We start from the raw sequence: 20,035 nt of genomic DNA on the forward strand, positions 1-20,035 counted from the left end.
CCCATAAGCAACAAACCATTCGTTCTAAGGACAGCAGCGCACGTGCTCCTATAATCGCCGGACGGCAGGACCCCTCGACCTTCACAACAACAAACGGAGCACCCATGACCGATCAGGCCAATCCGAACTGGCGTCTCGAAACCATCGCCGTGCACGGCGGTTATCGTCCCGACCCGACCACGCGTGCGGTCGCCGTCCCGATCTACCAGACCGTTGCGTACGCATTCGACGATACGCAGCACGGCGCCGACCTGTTCGACCTGAAGGTCCAGGGCAACATCTACACGCGGATCATGAACCCGACGACGGACGTGCTCGAGCAGCGGATCGCCGCGCTCGAGGGCGGCATCGGCGCGCTCGCGCTTGCATCGGGGCAATCCGCGGTCACGTACGCGATCCAGACGATTGCCGAAGCCGGCGACAACATCGTGTCCGCGAGTTCGCTGTACGGCGGCACCTACAACCTGTTCGCGCATACGCTGCCGCAATACGGGATCACCACGCGCTTCGCCGATCCGCGCGACCCCGCATCGTTCGAACCGCTGATCGATGCACGCACGAAGGCGATCTTCGCGGAATCGGTCGGCAACCCGCTCGGCAACGTCACCGACATCGCCGCGCTCGCGGAAGTCGCGCATCGGCATGGCATCCCGCTGATCGTCGACAACACGGTGCCGTCGCCGTACCTGCTGCGCCCGTTCGAGCATGGCGCGGACATCGTCGTGCACTCGCTGACGAAGTACCTCGGCGGGCACGGCACGAGCCTCGGCGGCGCGATCGTCGATTCGGGCAAGTTCCCGTGGGCCAAACACGCCGACCGGTTCAAGCGGCTGAACGAGCCGGACGTCAGCTACCACGGCGTCGTCTATACGGAAGCGTTCGGGCCGGCCGCGTATATCGGCCGCGCGCGCGTGGTGCCGCTGCGCAACATGGGCGCGGCGATCTCGCCGTTCAACGCCTTCCAGATCCTGCAGGGCATCGAGACGCTGGCGCTGCGCGTCGAGCGGATCAGCGACAACGCGCTGAAGATCGCGCAGCATCTCGCGCGCCACGAGCACGTCGAGTGGGTGAACTATGCGGGCCTGCCCGATCACCCCGACCATCCGCTCGTCGCACGCTACCTGTCGGGCCGCGCGCCGGGCATCCTGACGTTCGGCGTGAAGGGCGGCCGCGACGGCGGTGCGAAGTTCCAGGATGCGCTGAAGCTGTTCACGCGGCTCGTCAACATCGGCGATACGAAGTCGCTCGCGACGCACCCCGCATCGACGACGCACCGGCAACTGTCGCCGGCCGAGCTCGCGAAGGCCGGCGTGAAGGAAGAAACGGTGCGGCTGTCGATCGGCATCGAGCATATCGACGATCTGCTCGCCGACCTCGATCAGGCGCTCGCGCAACTTTGACGGGAACGGGCGTGCCGGCTGGCCGGTGCGCCCCGCATCAAATGCCTTGACCCTGAAGCGGCTTCAAGGTGTTCAATCCCCGGTTGATGCCGGGGCACCGCCCGGCGCGTACGAACCGTGCAATGCAGCGCCCGCTGCGGCACGCCAACTGCCCGAGGCCACATGACACCGACCGCGAAGCTTGCGCTGCTCACGTTACCGCCCGTGCTGGCGGCCTGTTTCGGCGCCCTCGCGGCCGCGTGGCGCGCGCCCGGCCCGAAAACGTCGAGCGTCATCCAGCATTTCACCGGCGGCATCGTGTTCGCGGCCGCGGCGCTCGAACTGCTGCCGCAAGACCGCGCGCATGCGCTGTTTCCGGTCGTCGTCGGGTTCGTGCTCGGCATCGCGCTGATGCTCGCGATCCGCGCGCTGTCGGGCGCGATCGAGACGCGCTTCGAGGAAGCGCGGCTGCCCGTGAGCCTGATCGTCGTCACCGCGATCGACCTCGTCGTCGACGGCCTCGTGCTCGGCATCGCCTTCTCGGCCAGCGACGAAAGCGGCATCATCCTGACTGTCGCGCTGACGCTCGAAGTGCTGTTCCTCGCGCTGTCGGTCAGCGCCGCGCTTGCCGCCGCAGGGATCGGCCGGATGCTGTCGATCGTCGTGCCGGTCGGGCTGGCCGCATTGTTGAGCATCGCGGCCGTTGCCGGCAATGCGGCGTTTGCCGGCCTGCCGACGAATATCTACGCGGCGCTACTGGGGCTCGGCACCGTCGCGCTGCTGTACCTCGTGACCGAAGAACTGCTGGTCGAAGCGCACGAGGTGCCCGAAACGCCGTTCGCGACGGCCGCGTTCTTCATCGGCTTCATCGTGTTCTTCCTGATCGAAGGGTCGGTCAAGGCCGGATAAGCCGGACGCGGCGGCTACCACGTCGTCGCGCCTGCCGGATAGGTGTCGACGATCCGCGTGCCGTTCACGGGCGTGACGCCCTCGTTGCGCAACGCAGCCCACAGATCGATCGCATGTTCACGCGACTTGCGGCTGCCGTCGTCGGTCAGCACGTTCAGTGCGATCACTTCGTCGCGCGTCGTCAGTTGCAGCTGTTCCTTCAACTTGCGCGACTGATGCGACGCGGTACGGACGTCGCCGAGCACGATCCGTTTCTCCGTCATCGTCGCCCCGCTTCCCGCATCGGCTGGCACGAACGTCAGCCGGCCGTTGTCGACTTCGCATTGCCCTCGCGTGAACGTCGCCGTCCACGCGCCAGCGGGCACGGCCGCGAATTCGCAGCGCATCCGCTCGTTTGCACGGCTGCCGACGTCATGCGCCGGCGCGTGCGACAGCGCACGTTCCGGCCAGCCGGCCGCCATCGCGGCCGTCGACATCAGGCACACCGCAAGCACGATTCCTTTCGCAATAGTGCGCATGGCACGCTCCTCTACACAGCTGAATCCAGCCGGCGGGCATCGCGCCGCCCGGCCACGAATGAACGCTCAACGCACCGCAAAGCGGTTGTCGTGCGCATCGACCATCGGTGCCTGCTCGCCGCGATGAACGGTCGAGCGATGAATTTCCTGATTTCGCGCGACAACAGCCGGGCTCGCCGGGTAATCGTGATTCGGGCTCGGGATCACGCCGTCGTGCCGCGCGCGCACCAGTTCCTGACGCACTTCCTGCCGGGTTTTCGATTGGGCGGCAACCGCCTGTGAGAAGGCCGCAATCGACAGTGCGGCAACGGCGATGACGATCATCGGTCGCGGAATGTTCATGTTGTTGGCTCCTTGCTGGAAATCCGTGACGGGAGCGTTCACTTTGAGCCGACGCCGGTGCGAGATCGTGATCGCAGCATGACGGTTTCGTCACCGTCCCGGCATCTGCTGCGTCGCAGTACGAATGAAATCCCTCGCCTGATTTGGCGCACATGACACGGCGATGACATTTTTCTCATTTGTCCCTCACCTCCACGATCCGAACGCTTTCCAGAATCGCCAGCGCGATCGCGATATTCCTGCCCGCCATCACAAGGCGCCGCACCGGAATCGAGCGATGCACGAAACGATCTTCTTGAACCTCAGGGGCACACCATGAAAACTCCAGTTCGGCTCGTCATGATGTCGGGTACGCTGCTCGCGGCCACCCACGCGGCACATGCGACGGAAGTCACGCTGTACGGCCTGTTCGATACGTCGCTCACGTACGTGTGGAACGCCAGCGCGGACGGCAAGAACCTCGTCGGCCTCGGCAACGGCAATCTGCTCGGCAACCGCTTCGGCGTGAAAGGCGCGGAAGACCTGGGCGGCGGGTTGAAAGCGGTCTTCACGCTGGAAAACGGCTTCAATCCGAACACCGGCGCGCTCGGGCAAGGCAACCGGATGTTCGGCCGGCAGGCGTTCGTCGGCCTTGAAAGCGCCCGCTGGGGCACGCTGACGCTCGGCCGCCAGTACGACGCGCTTGCGGACGTCGCATGGCCGGTCACCGGCGACTTCTACTTCGGCAGCGTGTACGCGACACCCGGCGACGTCGACAACTACGACACGTCGTCGCGCACCGACAATGCGGTGAAGTACACGTCCCCCGTGATCGGCGGATTCCAGTTCGTCGGCATGTATGCGCTCGGCGGCGTGGCCGGCAAGAGCGGCGCGGGCCAGACCTGGTCGGCCGGCCTGTCGTACAGCAACGGCCCGGTGGACGTCGCGGGCGGCTACTACTATGCGGCCAATCGTTCATCGCTCGCCAACGGGATCCGGACGGGCTGGAACGGTACGTCCGACGGCACGTTCGACGGGTCGCTGGTCAACGGCGGCTACATCTCCGCGAAATCGATCGGCATCGCGCGCGGTGCGCTGCGCTACAACTTCGCGCCATTCGCGATCGGCATCGACTACAGCAATGCGCTGTACAAGGCCGACGCGATGTCCGCGTTCCGCAGCACGCAGAAGTACGACACCGCGCGCGGCTTCTTCAACTATCAGGCGACGCCGAGCCTGCTCGTCGGCCTCGGCTACAGCTACACGCGTGCCCGCGGCGATACGGGCGCAACCTACCATCAGGTGTCCGCCGGCGCCGACTACGTGCTGTCGAAGCGCACCGATCTCTATGCGGTCGGCGCCTGGCAGCGTGCGAACGGCGAGCAGCGCACGCTCGACGGCGGCACGCAAACGGCGCAGGCATCGATCGGTTCCTACGGCTACGGCGGCATGCGCACGCAGGGCATCGTCAATCTCGGGTTGCGCCACCGGTTCTGATCGCGACGGCCAGCTCCGCGCTGCGTGACAAAAATTTCATGTTGCGATCAGGTTCGCGATGCGTGATGTCGCTACGATCGGTACGGTAACGGGCCCTGCCCGTTCCCACCCACGCAGCGGGTCGTTGTCGTACGGCACGATCACGCGTTAGGCCCGGACTCGTCGAGTGCCGGGCCTTTTTTTTGCATATCGGACGATCACTGTGCGGGATTGCGTTGCGGAAACAGGCACGTGTGCGTTTTCACATACAGGTTCGGATTGCCGCAGCGGTGACCGGCATAGTCGATCTGCTCGCCGGGCATCAGGTCGGCCGGCACCGGCTTGCGTGCGGCGGAAGACGTGGCGGCAGGCGTGGCCGCGGAGGTGCCGGAGCGAGTCGACGCGCAGCCCGCGAACAGCGGGACGATCAGGACTGCGATCAAGGTTAAGCGAATGGCGGGACAATGCACTTTTCGGTCCGGAATGGGAGGCTGAACAGGGCCGCCCGCTTTCCATGCTGCTGTCGCGAACGGCGCGAATGCCTTCGGCCCTGTCGGCCAACGGCAGACTTCATGTTCCGCTTCCCGCTCATCGCGCCCATGACGCGAACATGACGGTTGCGTCATGTCGGGAGTCCCAACGATTCGCCACCTGCTTTCGCAATCTGACGATTTTTTCATCTCGCGATCACGATCACGCACGGCTGCTTTCGCATACTGGGTCCATGGTTCGCCACCCGGCGACCTGATCAAGGAGAGCACTCGATGAAAACGGCAAAACTCGCAGCACTGTTCGTCACCGCCACGCTGTCGCTCGGCATGGCCACGCAGGCCGCATTCGCGGAAACGCAAACGCAGGGCAAGACCCGCACGCAGGTCGTCAACGAACTGAAGCAGGCGCAGCACGACGGCGTCGTGCCGACGGGCAAGACGCAATATCCGCCGACCGGCGAGATGGTCGCGCGCAACAAGGAGCTTCACGGGATTTCGGTGCATGGCGGCGAGAAGAAGCCGCAGGCCGACAACCACGACAACCTGACCGCGCGGCAATGACGCTCGGCCGCACGACCGCGGGCAGCGCGCCGCGCGCAGCCGCCTCATGGCGAACGCGCGAGCGTGCCCGCCCGCGGTGTCAGGTGCTGAGGGCCGCCGGCCGGTTCGGCTCGGCCGGCCGGCGCGGAAAGCGCAGCCAGAACGTCGTGCGCCGGCCGGGATCGCTGTCGACACCGCATTCGCCGCCGTGATTGTCCATGATCGACCGGACGATCGCGAGACCGAGCCCCGTGCCCGACGCGGAATTGTGCCGCGACGGATCGACACGATAGAAGCGCTCGAAGATCCGCCCGACATGTTCCGCGGCAATGCCGGGCCCCGTATCCGACACGGCGATCGTCGTCGCGCCGCCCTGCTCGATGCAATCGATCGTCACGACGCTGCCGCGCGGCGCATAGGTCAGCGCATTGGACAGCAGGTTGCTCAGCGCACGCTGGTACAGCGTCAGGTCGGCATCGACCCACGCGTGGCCGTCGACCTTCACCGTCACGCCCTCGTCCTCCGCAAGCGGCTCGTAGTAGCCGGCCACCCGCTCCGCCTCCTCCGCCGCATTCAGGCGCCGCACGCCGATTGACGTGCCGGCCTGTTCCGAGCGCGCGAGAAACAGCATGTCCTCGATCATGCGGGACAAGCGCTGGTATTCGTCGATGCTCGACTCGATCACGTTCCGGTATTCATCCGCGCTGCGCGGCTGCGACAGCACGACCTGCGCGGCCGCCTGCAGGTTCGTGAGCGGCGTGCGCATGTCGTGCGCGAGATTCGACGAGAACTGGCTCAGTCGCGTAAACGACTCGTTCAGCCGTTCGAGCATCCCGTTGAATGCATGCTCGAGTTCCTTCAGCTCGCCGGACGTATCGAGTTCCGGCAGCGGATGCGCCAGCCGGCTCGTCGACATCTGCTCGGCCCGCGCCGCGAAGCGCCGCAGCGGGCTCAAGCCCAGCGCCGCGATGCCGTACGCGATCGCGGCCGCCAGCACCACGCCGAACACCTCGATCACGACGATCGTATAAGCATGCGTGCGCAGCAGCAGCACGTCGGCGCTGCGGTCGTACTGCACGGCGACGCGCACCACGGGCGCACCGGCGCTGGTGCCGCCCGCGAGCGGCACGGTCGTCACCAGATACTGGTGCCGCGCGCCGGGCGGTGTGACGGCGACCGGCACGCGCCCCGCATCCAGCGACAGCAGCGGCGCATAGGGACGGAATCCGGGCGTACCGACGAGGCGCGTGCCCGTCGCGTCGAAAATCGCGAGATCCATGTTCGGATGGCCGTGCAACTGGTCGATCCAGATGCCGGGGTTGCGCGCGACGTCGGCCGTCGTGTCCGCTCCGCCCAGGTGCGTGCCCAGCGCGGCGGATATGCCGGCCATCTGCTCGGCGGCCGTCATCTCGACACGGTTGCTCAACGCCTTGTAAAGCGCGACGCCGCTCGACGCGAGGATCACCGACGTCGACAGGATGATCAGCGCGGTCAGGCGTCCGCGCAGCGTGCGCGGCAGCAGGCGCGCGATCATGCGGCCGCGCCGCCGCGCGCTTCGAGCACGTAGCCCATGCCGCGCACCGTGTGGATCAGTTTCGGTTCGTACGCGTCGTCGATCTTCGAGCGCAGCCGCCGGATCGCCGAATCGACGACGTTCGTGTCGCTGTTGAAGTTCATGTCCCACACCTGCGACGCGATCGTCGCGCGCGGCAGGATCTCGCCTTCACGGCGCATCAACAGCCACAGCAGCGCGAATTCCTTCGCGGTCAGCAGGATCGTGTCGCCCTGCCGCGTGGCCTTGCGGCGTGTCAGGTCGAGCTCGAGATCGGCCACGCGCAGCGTATTCGAATCGCGCGGCTGGCCGCGCCGCAAGATCGACTTGATGCGCGCGGTCAGCTCGACGAAGTCGAACGGCTTCGCGAGATAGTCGTCGGCGCCGAGCTCGAGCCCCTTCACGCGATCGCCGACGTCGTCGCGCGCGGTGAGGAACAGCACGGGCGTCGACTTGCTGCGCCGCAGGTTCTGCAGCAGCGTCCAGCCGTCCTGGCCGGGCAGCATCACGTCGAGCACGAGCAGGTCGTACTCCTCGGTTTCGGCCTGGTGCTGGCCCGTGATGCCGTCCTCGACCCAATCGACGACGTAGCCGGCCTCGGTGAGCCCCTTGCGCAGGTACGCGCCCGTCTTCGGTTCATCCTCGACAATCAGAATTCGCATCACGCATTACCCTTGAAGAAACCCAGCCGGCGCAGCACACCTGCGCCGAGGCTGCCGCGAAACGCCGCGCGCCACGACACCGCATGGCTCACGCGGTACAGCACGGGCAGCACCAGCAGCGTCAGCGCCGTGGACGACAGGATACCGCCGATCACGACCGTCGCGAGCGGGCGTTGCACCTCGGCGCCGGTGCCGGTCGCGAACGCCATCGGCAGGAAGCCGAGCGACGCGACCAGCGCGGTCATCAGCACCGGCCGCAGCCGCGTGAGCGCGCCGTCATGGACGGCCGCCTCGAGCGGCATCCCTTCGTCGCGCAGGTTTCGGATGAACGAGATCATCACGAGACCATTGAGCACGGCCACGCCAGACAGCGCGATGAAGCCGACCGCCGCCGTGATCGACAGCGGAATCCCGCGCAGCCACAGCGACACCACGCCGCCGCTCAGCGCGAACGGGATACCGGTGAACACGAGCAGCCCGTCCTTCACGTTGTTGAACATCACGAACAGCAGCACAAACACCATGAACAGCGCGAGCGGCACGACGAGCTTCAGGCGTTCGCTCGCGCTTTGCAGCTGCTCGAACTGGCCGCCCCACGACACCCAGTAACCGGCCGGCACGCGCACGTCCTGCTGCAGTTGCTCGCGCGCATCGGCGACGAACGAGCCGACATCGCGGCCACGCACGTTCGCGCTGACGACGACGCGCCGCTTGCCGTCCTCGCGGCTGATCTGGTTCGGACCCGGCGCGACGTCGATCGTCGCCAGTTCCGCGAGCGGCACGTACGGCGCCGCCGCGAGCGGCGCGCTGGCGCCGGCGGCCGGCGCGGGCAGCGCGATCGGCAGCCGCTTGATCGCCTCGATGTCCGAGCGCAGCTCGTCGGGCAGCCGCACGACGATGTCGAAACGGCGGTCGCCCTGGAACAGCGTGCCGGCCTTTTGCCCGCCGACGGCCGCGGCCACCGAGTCCTGCAGGTCGGCCACGCTCACGCCGTAGCGTGCGAGCTTGTCGCGGTCGAGGTTGACGGTCAGCACCGGCAGGCCGGTGGTTTGCTCGACCTTCACCTCCGATGCGCCCGGCACTTTCTGCAAGGCGGCCGCGATTTGCTCTCCCGTCTGGTTCAGCACGGCCATGTCGTCGCCGAAGATCTTCACCGCGACGTCGCTGCGCACGCCCGAGATCAGCTCGTTGAAGCGCAGCTGGATCGGCTGCGAGAACTCGTACGCGTTGCCCGGAAGCTCGGCGAGCGCCGCCTCGATCTCGCGCACGAGCTGGTCGCGCGGCTTCTTCGGGTCGGGCCACTGGTCGGCCGGCTTCAGCATGATGTAGCCATCCGACAGGTTCGGCGGCATGGGGTCGGCCGCGATCTCGGCCGTGCCGGTACGCGCGAACACGCGCTCGATCTCGGGGAAGCGCGCCTTCAGCGTCTTCTCGATCGACTTCTGCATCTCGACCGACTGCGACAGGCTCGTGCCGGGAATCCGCAGCGCGGAAACGGCCAGATCGCCCTCATTGAGGCTCGGAATGAACTCGCTGCCGAGCCGCGTGGCGAGCCCGAGCGTGACGAGCACGATTGCGCCCGCGCCGATCATCACGCGCGCCGGGCGCGTCATGAACGCGGCGAGCACCGGTTCGTACGCGCGCCGCGCCCAGCCCATCAGCCGGTTTTCCTTTTCCTCGACACGCTCGCCGATGAACAGCGCGACGGCCGCCGGAATGAACGTGACGGTCAGCACCATCGCGGCCGCGAGCGCCATCACGACGGTAATCGCCATCGGGTGGAACATCTTGCCTTCGACACCCGTCAGCGCAAAGATCGGCAGGTACACGACCATGATGATCAGTTGCCCGAAGATCAGCGCGCGCCGCGCTTCCTGCGACGCGCCGAACACCTCCGCGAAACGCTCGTCGCGCGTGAGTGGCCGGCCGGCCGCCGCCTGCGCATGTGCGAGCCGCCGCACGCAGTTCTCGACGATCACCACCGCGCCATCGACGATGATCCCGAAATCGAGCGCGCCGAGGCTCATCAGGTTCGCGCTCACCTTCGCGTTGACCATGCCGGTGAAGGTCATCAGCATCGACAGCGGAATCACGAGCGCGGTGATCAGCGCCGCGCGAATATTGCCGAGGAACAGGAACAGCACGGCGATCACGAGGATCGCGCCTTCGAGCAGGTTCTTCTTCACCGTCGCGACGGCCTTCTCGACGAGCACGGTGCGGTCGTACACGGGAATCGCCTTCACGCCGGCCGGCAGCGTGCGGTTCACGTCCTCCATCTTCGCGGCGACGGCCTTCGCGACCGTGCGGCTGTTCTCGCCCATCAGCATGAAGACCGTGCCGAGCACCACTTCCTCGCCGTTCGCCGTCGCGGCGCCGGTACGCAGTTCGCGGCCGATGTCGACGACGCCGACGTCCTTCATCCGCACCGGCACGCCGCCGACGTTGGTCAGCACGATGTTCGCGATATCGTCGACGGTGCGCGCCTGGCCCGGCACGCGCACGAGATACTGCTCGCCGCGCTTTTCGATGTAGCCCGCGCCGACGTTGTCGTTGTTGCGTTCCAGCGCGCGCACGACGTCGGCGAGCGTCAGCCCGTACGACATCAGCTTCGCCGGGTTCGGCGCGACGCGGTATTCCTTCACGTAGCCGCCGATCGAGTTGACCTCGGTCACGCCGCGCACGTTGCGCAGCTGCGGCCGCACGACCCAGTCCTGCAGCTCGCGCAGGTCGGCCGCCGAATAGCGCGTGCCGTCGGGCTTGCGCGCGCTGGCGTCGGCCTCGACGGTCCACAGGTAGATCTCGCCGAGCCCCGTCGACGTCGGCCCCATCGCGGGTGCGATGCCGGCCGGCAACTTGTCCTTCGCTTCCTGGATGCGCTCGTTGACGAGCTGCCGCGCGAAGTAGATGTCGGTGCCGTCCTTGAAGATCACGGTGACCTGCGACAGCCCGTAGCGCGAGATCGAGCGCGTCTGCTCGAGGCCCGGCAGCCCGGCCATCACGGTCTCGACCGGATAGGTGATGCGCTGCTCGGCCTCGAGCGGCGAATAGCCGGGCGCGGACGTGTTGATCTGGACCTGCACGTTCGTGATGTCGGGCACCGCGTCGATCGGCAGCTTCTGGTAGCTGAACACGCCCAGCGCGGCCACGGCCGCGATCGCCAGCATCACGAGCCAGCGGTGCGCAATCGCAAAGCGGATCAGGCGCTCAAACATGTCGGGATTCCTTGAAACGGGGAACGGTCGCCCGCACCGGACGGGCCGCCCGGCCGGTCACGCGACGGACCGGAAAGCGGGCCGCATATCGGGCCGCGAGCCGCGTAACGGCGCACACGTATCGCTCATTCATGTTCCGCGCTCCCCTTGCCCAGCTCGGCCTTCAGCACGAAGCTGTTCGACGCCGCGTATTCCTGGCCCGGCTTGAGCCCCTTCAGCACCTCGGTCGCGCGCTCGTCGCGCCGCCCCGTTTCGACGGCCTGCGCGACGAAGCCCTTCGGCGAACGCACGAACACCGACGGCGCGCCGTCGACGTCCTGCAGCGCGTCGCTCGCGACCGCCAGCGGCACGCCCTGCTTGCCCGCATCGACCGACACGTTGACGAACATCCCCGGGCGCCACACGCCGTTCGGGTTCGGCAGCACGACACGCGCCGGCGCAGTGCGCGTCTGTTCGCCGAGCAGCGACCCGACGTACGCGATCGGGCCGCTCGAACGCGATTCGAACGCCGTCGCGACGACCGTCGCATCGCGGCCGACGCGCACGTCGTTGAGCCGCTGTGCCGGCACGGCCATCTCGGCCCACACGGTCGACAGATCGGAGATCACGAACATGCTCGCATCGGCGGCGATCGCCTCGCCGGGCGTCGCGTGCTTTTCGACGATCGTGCCCGCGAACGGCGCACGCAGTTCGTAGCGGTTCAGCGCGCCCGCACCGACCGGCGCGTTCAGCGCGGCGAGCTTCTGCCGTGCGTTCTGCACGGCGATCTCGGCTTCGCGCAATTGCACCTGCGCCTGCTGGTAATCCTGCTCGGCGGAGATGCGCTCCTTCCACAACGTGCGTTCGCGCTCGTAGGTCGCGCGCGCCCCCGACAGCCTGCGCTCGGCCGTCAGCAGTTCGCTGCGGCGGTCGGCCAGGTCGGTGCTTGCAATCACCGCGAGCACCTGCCCCTTCGCGATGTTCTGCCCGAGCGACACCGACACCTGCTCGACGATGCCGGCCACGCGCGGCACCACGTGCGCGGTGCGGTCCTCGTTGAACTTGATCTCGCCCGGCAACTGGAACGGCGTCGCGATCTGCGCGGGGCCGGCCTTCGCGAGTGCGATCTTCGAGGTAGCGAGTTGCGCGTCGGTCAACGCGATCGCACCGTCGGCGCGTGCGAACGGGAACGAGGCGGCTTCATTGCCCGCCTTCACGTCGATCGTCGCATCGAACACATGCGGCTTGGCAATCGACTGCGCGGACACGAACTTCTGGCCGGCCGCGTCGAAACGCAACGGTTCGTGGGTGCGGTCGTATCGCACCAGCGTGCCGGACACGGTGACGCCCTTGGTCGCAGGCTTGCCGTCGACGAACGGATAGACGACGAGGCGCGCGTCGCCGGGCTTCTCCGTCATCACGATTTCGACGGACAGCTTGCCGCGCTTGAGCACGACACCGCCGCGCTCGCCGACGGCTGCGGCGGATGAAGCGGCGTCGGGCGCCGCCGACACGGACGTGCCGTTGCCGCCGCTATTGCGCGTGACGCCGAGTGCGCCGAGGACGATCCCGGCACTGCCGAGCACGACCGCCGCGATGATCAGGATTCTGCTGCGTGACATGATGATCCTTCAGGTAATGGAGGCGTCTGTTGCGCTATTGCGTGACAGGTGCAAGCGGCGCGAGCGGCGTACCGACGAGCCGGCCGATGTCGGCACGCGCCGTATGGGCATCGGCGAGCGCGCGCACGTATTGCGACTGGCCCTGAAACAGCGTGCGCTGCGCGTCGAGCACGTCGAGGAAGCTGAACTTCCCGAGCTCGTAGCCGCGCGACATCGCATCGAGCGCGAGGCGCGCGGCCGGCAGGATGTCGGCCTTCAGCCGCTGCGCTTCCTGCGCGGCGGCTTCGAAATTCGCGTACGCCTGCGTGAGCTCCAGCCGCAGGCGCGTGCGTTCGCGATCGAGATCGGCGTTCGCCCGCTCGGCCTTGTGCGTCGCTTCGAGCAGCGCGCCCTTGTTCGTGTTGAACAGCGGAATCGGGATCGACACGCCGACCACGGCCTGGTTGTCCGGCACGCCGCCCGTGGTCACGCGCTTCACGCCCGCGCTGATCGTCACGTCCGGAATGCGCCGTGCACGTTCGAGCGATACGGCCGCGTTCGAGCGCAGCATCTCGGCGCGCGCGACCCGCGCGAGCGGCGCATCGTCGAGCTGTGCGGTCAGCGCGGACAACGACTCGACCGGCGGCACGACTTCGAGGTCGCCGAGCACCGCGAGCCGGCCGTCGCGCGCTTCGCCCATCACCGCGATCAGCTTCTCGCGTGCGACCTCGACACGGCCGCGCGCGGTCACGACTTCGATCTGCACGCCGGCCGCTGCCACATGCGCCTTGGTCGCCTCGACCGGCGACACCTTGCCGGCCTGTGCCCGGCGACTCGCGAGATCCGCCGAGCGCGCGGCGATCGCGGCCGATTCCTCGGTGACCTGGAGCTGGCGCTGCGCGGCGAGCAGCCCGTAGAATGCGGCGATCACGCCGGCACGCACGACGGCGCCCTGCTCGTCGAGCGATGCATTGGCCGCTTCCCTGCCGTACGACGCGACGTCGAGCCGCGCGCTGCGCTTGCCGCCGAGTTCGATCGTCTGGTTGATCAGCGCGGTCGACGTGCGTTCGGCGCGACGAAAGCCTTCCTGCAGGAACGACACTTCGGGGTTGGGGCGCGCGCCGGCCTGCATCAGCGTGCCGGCCGACGCATCGACGTCCGCGCGTGCACCGCGCAGCGCAGGGTTGTTCCGGGCCGCGACGGCGAGTGCATCGGGAAGCGTCAACGACGGGGCGGGAAGTGCGTCGGATGGCGGCGCGCCGATCGGTGCGGCGCTGCCCGAGACAGCCGGAGTCGGCCCCGGCGACAGCGACGGCTGCGCATAAGCCGTCGCGGCCGTCGCGAAGGCGACGGCCACGGCGAGAGAGAGCTTGAGCATGTTCGGTTCTGCGGTAACGGTTTGCGACCGATGCTACGGTCGGGCCGCAGTGCGAACATGAGGCGAAGATGATATTTCCGTCATCTTCGGTGCGTTGTACTCGCCCAACCAGCGTGCGTATCTGCCCAGACGGCCATCTGTACGCGGCGTCCGAACGATCGCGTGCGATCCCGCGAAGCCATCAAATTTCGCCAGACCGTTCGCATTACTTTCGATCACGTACAAATCAAAAAATCTCTTTGCATTCCGAAATTTCGAACTAGTTCTATAGACACGTTCACTTGAAAAGACGATTGTTCGAGGTTCCGGAGACACAAACGTAACCATTCCGCTCCATGACTATTGAAGCGTAACGGAGACCGCACAGATCTTCACCTGCAACACTGATAGCGCCGAGCAAACGCGAAGCTTCGTTACTGATGCGACAACATCCTTGAAAATCTAAACGACGGGGCCTTGAAACCATGAACAATTTTTCTGACAACAACCAATACAATTTTGATGCTGACGAAGACAAAGATTGGTTTCTCGTTCACTCCGGAGCAGTCACCAACACAAATCCGGGATCAACGGTTGACGTTTACATCAACACAACACCCATTTGCCCCAACATGACCAATAAAGAATTCAGAACTATGGTAGCGCGACTGCTTAAATGGTCCATCATTCTTGTCGAACGAAGGATTGCCGACCTGAATCGATATGACAAGACCGTCAAGGATAGAATGACCTATTGGTTCAATCGATGCGATGAGAATACTCGGCAATATCTTATCATCGGCTTCTCACGACATCTCTCCGTACTGAAGACGCTAACGCCACACAACTTCGTCCGAACCGATTCGAACCTCGACCGAATGTTAGGCTGCGTCCCGAATATGAGTGACATCGATAACGAGGCAGCTCATGTTTGCGGACCTAATACGGAGCGAAAACTTATAAGTATCGCCATGAAATTCTGCACCGGCTTGCGCGACCAGAATATGTTCGGAGATTCCCGGCTGTCTACGCTCATTCACGAAGTAACACATTTCATTGACACCTTCGGCAGCAGCGACCCTCGTTACGGGATTGATCCCACAGCAGCCGCATGGGCAAGGGCCAATCCTGACCTGGCATTGAGAAATGCGGATACACTCACCGGATTCGTGATCTACGGCGAAAGCTTATTTGCAGATCAAGGAGCCTAAATCAACATGAAAATTTTTACCACAACACTCGTCACCGCGATTTCAGGATTATTTATTTTTCCCGCAGACGCCACTGCAGAATGCCAGGCATCACAAAATCTTCCATCACAACAACTGTTCGTGCCATTTTCACCCAACAGCCACGAGATCACCGAATCCGAGAAAATACGAATTGAACGATGGGTGTCAGAAATCAATTCCAAGCACCCGATTCAGAACTGGATCTACATAATTGGCAGCGCGTCCAAAAATGAAACCACTCCTACCCAACTCGCGACAAAACGTGCTTCCGAAGTGACAAAGACCATCATAGACGATGGTTTGACAAACGCACCATTTCAGATAAAAACGCAAATTTATCCGATCAACAGCGCGAGCGAATCAACGTTCGCAACCCGTGAAGTCACCGTGCAAGTGAGTCCCGGCTGTCTCGACAACTGCTGTACTGACCATTGACATGAGAGTTGGCTCATTTATCGCCGCTGCGTTTGCAGTGAGCTCAGCGCTTCCGGCACTCGCGTGCGACAGCCCATCGAATCTATCCAGGTAAGATTTCGATAACGATTCGAGCAACATATCGATCGCCGAACCGGTGAAGCTGCCAGGGTATTCTCAAGAATCAAACGCCCCCTTGCTTCGCGCGCCGACGCTGCACGAGCCAGTCGAGCAGTTGCCGACCGTCACGTTCGCCGAACCACCGCGCGTGCCCGATCAGATATCCGTCGTATGCGATATCGACGATGGCCGGCGCATCGATGATGCAGCCGAAGTAAGCCACTTCCGACAGCGCGAACTCCGTATGCACGATCGGCAGCAGCGCAACCAGTGCCGCATAGGCTGCGTCGCCCAGCGGTTCGAGCGATTCATACCCGTCGAGCAGCGCGTCGATCTGGGCGTACTCGACGCGGCGCGCATCGGCCGGCGCCATCCAGTCGACCGTATTGCGCTCGATCGCGAGCGCGAGGTCCATCACCGCGCAAGTGCGATCCGACAGCCCGAAATCGAGCACGGTCCGCACCTGCGCGCCGGGCCCCGCCTCGGTCCACAGCAGGTTCGACGCGTGCCAGTCGCCGTGCGTCCACAGCGGCGGCAGCGCAGGCAGCAGCGGCGCGAGGCGCGCGTGATACGGGCCGATCGCGTCGGCCACGTCGCCGCGCCAGTCGCGCGCGCCGAGCGCACGCACGAGCAACGGCTGCGCCTCGACCCAGCGTTCGAGCGCCCCCGCCAGATCGCCGGACGACAGCACGCGAAAGCTCGACAGCAGCGTGCGCACGGGCCGCGCCGGCGCATCGTAGCCGGCCGACGCGCGATGCAGTTCGGCCAGCGCGCGACCGGCCGCGTATGCGTGCGACGGATGCGTGAACGGCTGCCACGACATCACGCCGCGATACGGATCGACGCCGGGTGCCCGCACGTGCACCTCGTAGGTCCAGTCGCCCGATGCGAACGCGGTGGTGCCGTCGCGATCCGCGAGCACGTCGACCACCGGCATACCGCGTTCGCGCAGATGCGCGATGAAGCGATGCTCTTCCTCGAGCCCTTCGACATCGCGCAGGCTGACGTGGTGACGCTTGACGAACAGCCCGCGCCCGTCCGTCATCTGCACCAGGACGGCCGCCGCGAACTGCCGCGGGCTGTGCCACGTGAGCCGCGCCGGCTCGCCGGCGCCGTCGATCCGCGCGAGCACCGCTGCTACCTCGTCGTGCGTCATCAGCGGCCAGTCGCGTTCGGCCTGCTCGCCGTCGACACCGAATTGCGGTGGCGCGATGTCACGCGACAGGGATCCGTCCGGCTCGAGTGGGAATGACATGAACGACGTTGCTCCGTAGTTGAATCCGAATCGGCGCGTGGATCAGCGCGCGCTGCCGCCCGTTGCCAGCGCACCGCCGGCCGCCGCGCGCAGCGCCGCGGCCGTGCGGCTCCAGTCGCGCCAGCCGACGATGGCCAGCCCGATGAACAGCGCATAGAGTCCGGCCGTCAGATACAGTTCCTTGAACACGAACATCCCGACGTACACGACGTTCACGACGATCCACAGCCCCCACGACGCGATGTAGCGCCGCGCGGTCCAGTATTGCGCGACGAGGCTGAACGCGGTCAGCGACGCATCGACGAACGGCAGCGCCGCGTCGGTCCAGCGCGCCATCATGCCGCCGAGCAACGCGCTGCCGACGACGGCCGCGATCAGGTCGGGCAGCATCTGCATCGGCCGCACGCCCGTGACGGGCGCGACATCGCCCGCCGGCGCGGCGCTGCCGTCGGCTTCGCTCGCGCGCTGCGCGAGCCAGCGTTGCCAGCCGTACACCTGCAGCACCGCGAACGCGCCCTGCAGCAGCATGTCCGAGTACAGCTTTGCATCGAAGAAGATCCAGCCGTACAACGCGACCGATACGAGCCCGACCGGCCAGCACAGCATGCGGCGCTTCGCGGTCAGCCAGATCGCGAGCGCGCTGACGATCACGCCGGCGATTTCGAGTGGGGACATCGTCTGTGCTCTCCTGGTTGGCTGCCGGGGCCGCGCATCACGCGGCCGGATCCGGACGATCAGAAATCATAGGTCAACGACACGCGCGCGGTGCGCGGCGCACCCGGGAACAGGTACGCATCGCCCTGCTGCTCGCCCGCATCGCGCCAGTAGAACTTGTTGAACAGGTTGTCGACCGACACGCGCAGCACCGTGCGGTGGCCGCCAATCTTCGTCGTGTAACGCGCACCGAGATTGAACACGAACCACGACGGCACGCGCGCGGTACCCTCCTCATTCGCATTGCGCGCCGCGCTGTACTCGACGCCGCCCAGCACGTTCAGCCCCGCGACGCCCGGCACCGCGTAGTCCGCATATACCGACGCGCGCAGCGCGGGCACGTTGATGATCTGGTGCCCTTCGTACGCCGGCGAACCCGAATCGTACGCGCGCGCGCGAATCGCCGCGACGCTGGCCGTCAGCCCGAGCCGCTCGGTCACGCGCCCGGCCGCGCCGAGCTCGATCCCCTGGTGGCGCTGCGTGCCGCGCTGCACGAACGTGTAGGACGTGCCCGACGGATCCGGATCGGCGAACTGGAACGGCTTGCTGATCGAGAACACGGCCGCCGTGAGGCTCAGCCGGTCGAGCCAGTCGTATTTCGCGCCGACCTCGATCTGGTGCGATTCGACGGGCGGCAGGAACGCATACGCGTTGGTCGCACGCACGGGCGCCTGGTCGCCGAGCGACAGCGCCTTGCTATACGACGCGTACAGCGACAGCACGTTCACCGGCTTGTAGACGAGCGCGACCTGCGGCAGGAACACCGAGCGGTCGGTGTGTGTCGTGTCGCCGTCGAGGCTGCTCCAGCTGCGCTGGCGCAACAGCACTTCCTTGCCGCCCGCGAGCACCTGCCAGTGTTCGCCGATGCTGATGCGATCGAGCCCGAACACACCGTACTGCCATGCGTCGAGGCGCGGGTACGACGGCCCCGGCGAATTCGGCGACGGCGAGAAGGCCGTGTCGGGCCCGTAGATGTTCTCGCTGCCCACGTAGTCGTACACGGCATCGGCCATGCTCACGACGCGGCGCTGCACGCTCACGCCGAGCGTCAGCTCGTGCCGCAGCGGCCCCGTCGCGAACTTGCCGGTCGTAACCGCACGCAGGTCGTCGTTGCGCCGGTATTCGCCGGGGCTGCGGAAATCGTAGACGTCGTAGTCGCCGTTCGCGCCGAAGAAGAACGGCGATGTCGCGCCGGCCGTGCAACTCGCCGCGTACGAGCAACCGTACGCGAACGCGCTGTTGTCATCGATCATCGTGCGGCTGCGGCCGGCGGCGATGTAGGCCTTCCAGTCGTCGTTGAACTGGTAGTCGAAGCGCGCGTTCAGGTTCAGCGCATCGGTCGTCACCGGTTTCGCCCATGGCTGCGTGCCGAGCGCCTTCGACGTCGTCTTGACCGACGGCACGACGGTGCCGCCGAGCAACTGGTAGCCGGGCGCCGAGCGCTGGATCCACTGCTGGAATTCGGCGTTGAGCTGCAGGCTTGCGCGCGGGCTGATGTCCCAGTCGGCGGCGATCGAGCCGAACGTACGCCGCCCGTTCGTGCCGTCGATATAGGAGTGCATGTTCTCCTTCGCGGCATTGATCCGGAAGCCGAACTGATTGTCGGGGCCGAAGCGGCGGCCGAGATCGACGGCCGCCGACGTCGAGCCGCGGCTGTCGACGCCGCCCGTCACGCTCGCGACATTCGCGGAGCGCTTGGTCACGAAGTTGATCACGCCGCCGGGCGCGACGACGCCGCTGTCGATGCCGGCCAGCCCCTTCAGGATCTCGACGCGCTCCTTGTTCTCGAGCGGCACGTTCTGCTCGCCGGACACCGTCAGCCCGTCGATCCGGATCGCGCTCGCGAGATCGACCGGAAAGCCGCGGATCGCGAAGCCTTCGAAATAACCGACCGGCGCATAGTCGTTGACGACCGATGCGTCGTTGCGCACGACGTCGCTCAGCCGCTTCGCCTGCTGGTCGTCGATCAACGCGCGCGTGATGACGTTCACCGACGCCGGCGTGTCGCGCAGCGGCGCGTCGTCGAGCCCGGCGACCGAGGCTTCGCGCGCGCGCAGCGTGCTGCCGCGCTCGCCGCTCACCGTGATCGCGGGCAGCGTCGCGGTGCCGGCCGCATCGGCGTCCGGTGCGGGCGCGTCGCCCGGTGCCGCGGCGGCCTGCGCCGCGAAAAGCGTGATGCCGAGGCCGACTCCGAGCCCGACCTTCGTGCGCCGCCGCCGTGCGGGCGTCGCTGTTGTTCTATTTACCGTCATTGTTCTGGATGGAAAACTCGCCACTCGACCCTGTCGAAACACGTTACGAAG

Annotated in this window: 17 protein-coding genes; 6 read left to right on the forward strand and 11 right to left on the reverse strand. The window is 66.1% G+C overall.

Going from position 1 to position 20,035, the window contains the following annotated elements; translation table 11 throughout:
* Positions 1–104 precede the first annotated feature (104 nt).
* Both KEC55_RS23705 and KEC55_RS23710 read left to right on the forward strand, forming a co-directional pair.
* A complete protein-coding gene (locus KEC55_RS23705) occupies positions 105–1,400 on the forward strand; it encodes an O-acetylhomoserine aminocarboxypropyltransferase/cysteine synthase family protein (protein ID WP_282507558.1) in 1,296 nt (431 codons plus the stop codon).
* Positions 1,401–1,562: 162 nt separating this feature from the next.
* Positions 1,563–2,288, forward strand: a complete 726-nt coding sequence (locus KEC55_RS23710) for a ZIP family metal transporter (RefSeq protein ID WP_282507559.1) — start codon at positions 1,563–1,565, stop codon at positions 2,286–2,288.
* Between the two features lie 14 nt (positions 2,289–2,302).
* Here KEC55_RS23710 and KEC55_RS23715 read toward each other — a convergent pair whose 3' ends face one another.
* Together KEC55_RS23715 and KEC55_RS23720 are read right to left on the reverse strand one after the other, a co-directional pair.
* The gene (locus tag KEC55_RS23715) at positions 2,303–2,806 is read right to left on the reverse strand and encodes a hypothetical protein (protein ID WP_282507560.1); all 504 of its coding nucleotides are present in this window, start codon (positions 2,804–2,806) and stop codon (positions 2,303–2,305) included.
* A 66-nt stretch (positions 2,807–2,872) separates the two neighbouring features.
* Positions 2,873–3,148: a DUF4148 domain-containing protein gene (locus KEC55_RS23720; protein WP_282507562.1), complete on the reverse strand. Its 276-nt coding sequence runs from the start codon at positions 3,146–3,148 to the stop codon at positions 2,873–2,875.
* Positions 3,149–3,463: 315 nt separating this feature from the next.
* On the opposite strand from KEC55_RS23720, the gene KEC55_RS23725 reads away from it, so the two are divergent.
* Positions 3,464–4,624: a porin gene (locus KEC55_RS23725; RefSeq protein WP_282507563.1), complete on the forward strand. Its 1,161-nt coding sequence runs from the start codon at positions 3,464–3,466 to the stop codon at positions 4,622–4,624.
* A 197-nt stretch (positions 4,625–4,821) separates the two neighbouring features.
* On the opposite strand, the gene KEC55_RS23730 is transcribed toward KEC55_RS23725, so the two are convergent.
* Positions 4,822–5,229 (reverse strand): hypothetical protein, encoded by a 408-nt coding sequence (locus KEC55_RS23730; protein WP_282507564.1) that lies wholly within the window; start codon positions 5,227–5,229, stop codon positions 4,822–4,824.
* 138 nt (positions 5,230–5,367) lie between these two features.
* Between KEC55_RS23730 and KEC55_RS23735 the strand changes: the two genes are divergently transcribed.
* Positions 5,368–5,655, forward strand: coding sequence for a DUF4148 domain-containing protein (locus KEC55_RS23735; protein ID WP_282507566.1), 288 nt, complete (start codon positions 5,368–5,370; stop codon positions 5,653–5,655).
* Positions 5,656–5,734: 79 nt separating this feature from the next.
* Here the strand turns inward: KEC55_RS23735 and KEC55_RS23740 are convergent, their stop codons facing one another.
* The 5 genes from KEC55_RS23740 to KEC55_RS23760 form a co-directional block, all read right to left on the reverse strand.
* On the reverse strand, positions 5,735–7,168 hold the full coding sequence (locus KEC55_RS23740) for a heavy metal sensor histidine kinase (protein ID WP_282507567.1): 1,434 nt from the start codon (positions 7,166–7,168) through the stop codon (positions 5,735–5,737).
* Positions 7,165–7,848 carry a heavy metal response regulator transcription factor IrlR gene (gene irlR, locus KEC55_RS23745; protein WP_006490455.1) on the reverse strand — a complete coding sequence of 228 codons (684 nt, stop codon included), beginning with the start codon at positions 7,846–7,848 and terminating at the stop codon, positions 7,165–7,167. Before irlR ends, KEC55_RS23740 begins: the two co-directional genes overlap by 4 nt.
* On the reverse strand, positions 7,848–11,060 hold the full coding sequence (locus KEC55_RS23750) for an efflux RND transporter permease subunit (RefSeq protein ID WP_282507583.1): 3,213 nt from the start codon (positions 11,058–11,060) through the stop codon (positions 7,848–7,850). The genes irlR and KEC55_RS23750 overlap by 1 nt, the downstream gene beginning before the upstream one ends.
* A 125-nt stretch (positions 11,061–11,185) precedes the next feature.
* The gene (locus KEC55_RS23755; protein WP_282507584.1) at positions 11,186–12,661 is read right to left on the reverse strand and encodes an efflux RND transporter periplasmic adaptor subunit; all 1,476 of its coding nucleotides are present in this window, start codon (positions 12,659–12,661) and stop codon (positions 11,186–11,188) included.
* Positions 12,662–12,695: 34 nt separating this feature from the next.
* Positions 12,696–14,018: a TolC family protein gene (locus KEC55_RS23760; RefSeq protein WP_282507585.1), complete on the reverse strand. Its 1,323-nt coding sequence runs from the start codon at positions 14,016–14,018 to the stop codon at positions 12,696–12,698.
* 464 nt (positions 14,019–14,482) lie between these two features.
* On the opposite strand from KEC55_RS23760, the gene KEC55_RS23765 reads away from it, so the two are divergent.
* Together KEC55_RS23765 and KEC55_RS23770 are read left to right on the forward strand one after the other, a co-directional pair.
* The gene (locus tag KEC55_RS23765; protein ID WP_282507586.1) at positions 14,483–15,208 is read left to right on the forward strand and encodes a M35 family metallo-endopeptidase; all 726 of its coding nucleotides are present in this window, start codon (positions 14,483–14,485) and stop codon (positions 15,206–15,208) included.
* A 6-nt stretch (positions 15,209–15,214) separates the two neighbouring features.
* Positions 15,215–15,664: an OmpA family protein gene (locus KEC55_RS23770; protein WP_282507587.1), complete on the forward strand. Its 450-nt coding sequence runs from the start codon at positions 15,215–15,217 to the stop codon at positions 15,662–15,664.
* A gap of 163 nt (positions 15,665–15,827) precedes the next feature.
* Here KEC55_RS23770 and KEC55_RS23775 read toward each other — a convergent pair whose 3' ends face one another.
* The 3 genes from KEC55_RS23775 to KEC55_RS23785 are packed head-to-tail and all read right to left on the reverse strand — an operon-like array spanning position 15,828 to position 19,984.
* Positions 15,828–17,018, reverse strand: a complete 1,191-nt coding sequence (locus KEC55_RS23775; protein ID WP_282507588.1) for a phosphotransferase enzyme family protein — start codon at positions 17,016–17,018, stop codon at positions 15,828–15,830.
* 42 nt (positions 17,019–17,060) lie between these two features.
* Entirely contained in the window at positions 17,061–17,693 is a 633-nt protein-coding gene (gene pnuC, locus KEC55_RS23780) for a nicotinamide riboside transporter PnuC (protein WP_282507589.1), read from the reverse strand.
* A gap of 59 nt (positions 17,694–17,752) precedes the next feature.
* Positions 17,753–19,984, reverse strand: a complete 2,232-nt coding sequence (locus KEC55_RS23785) for a TonB-dependent siderophore receptor (protein ID WP_282507590.1) — start codon at positions 19,982–19,984, stop codon at positions 17,753–17,755.
* Positions 19,985–20,035: the final 51 nt, after the last annotated feature.

Origin of the sequence: Burkholderia cepacia, from assembly GCF_029962485.1 — a bacterium.
Classification (GTDB): domain Bacteria; phylum Pseudomonadota; class Gammaproteobacteria; order Burkholderiales; family Burkholderiaceae; genus Burkholderia.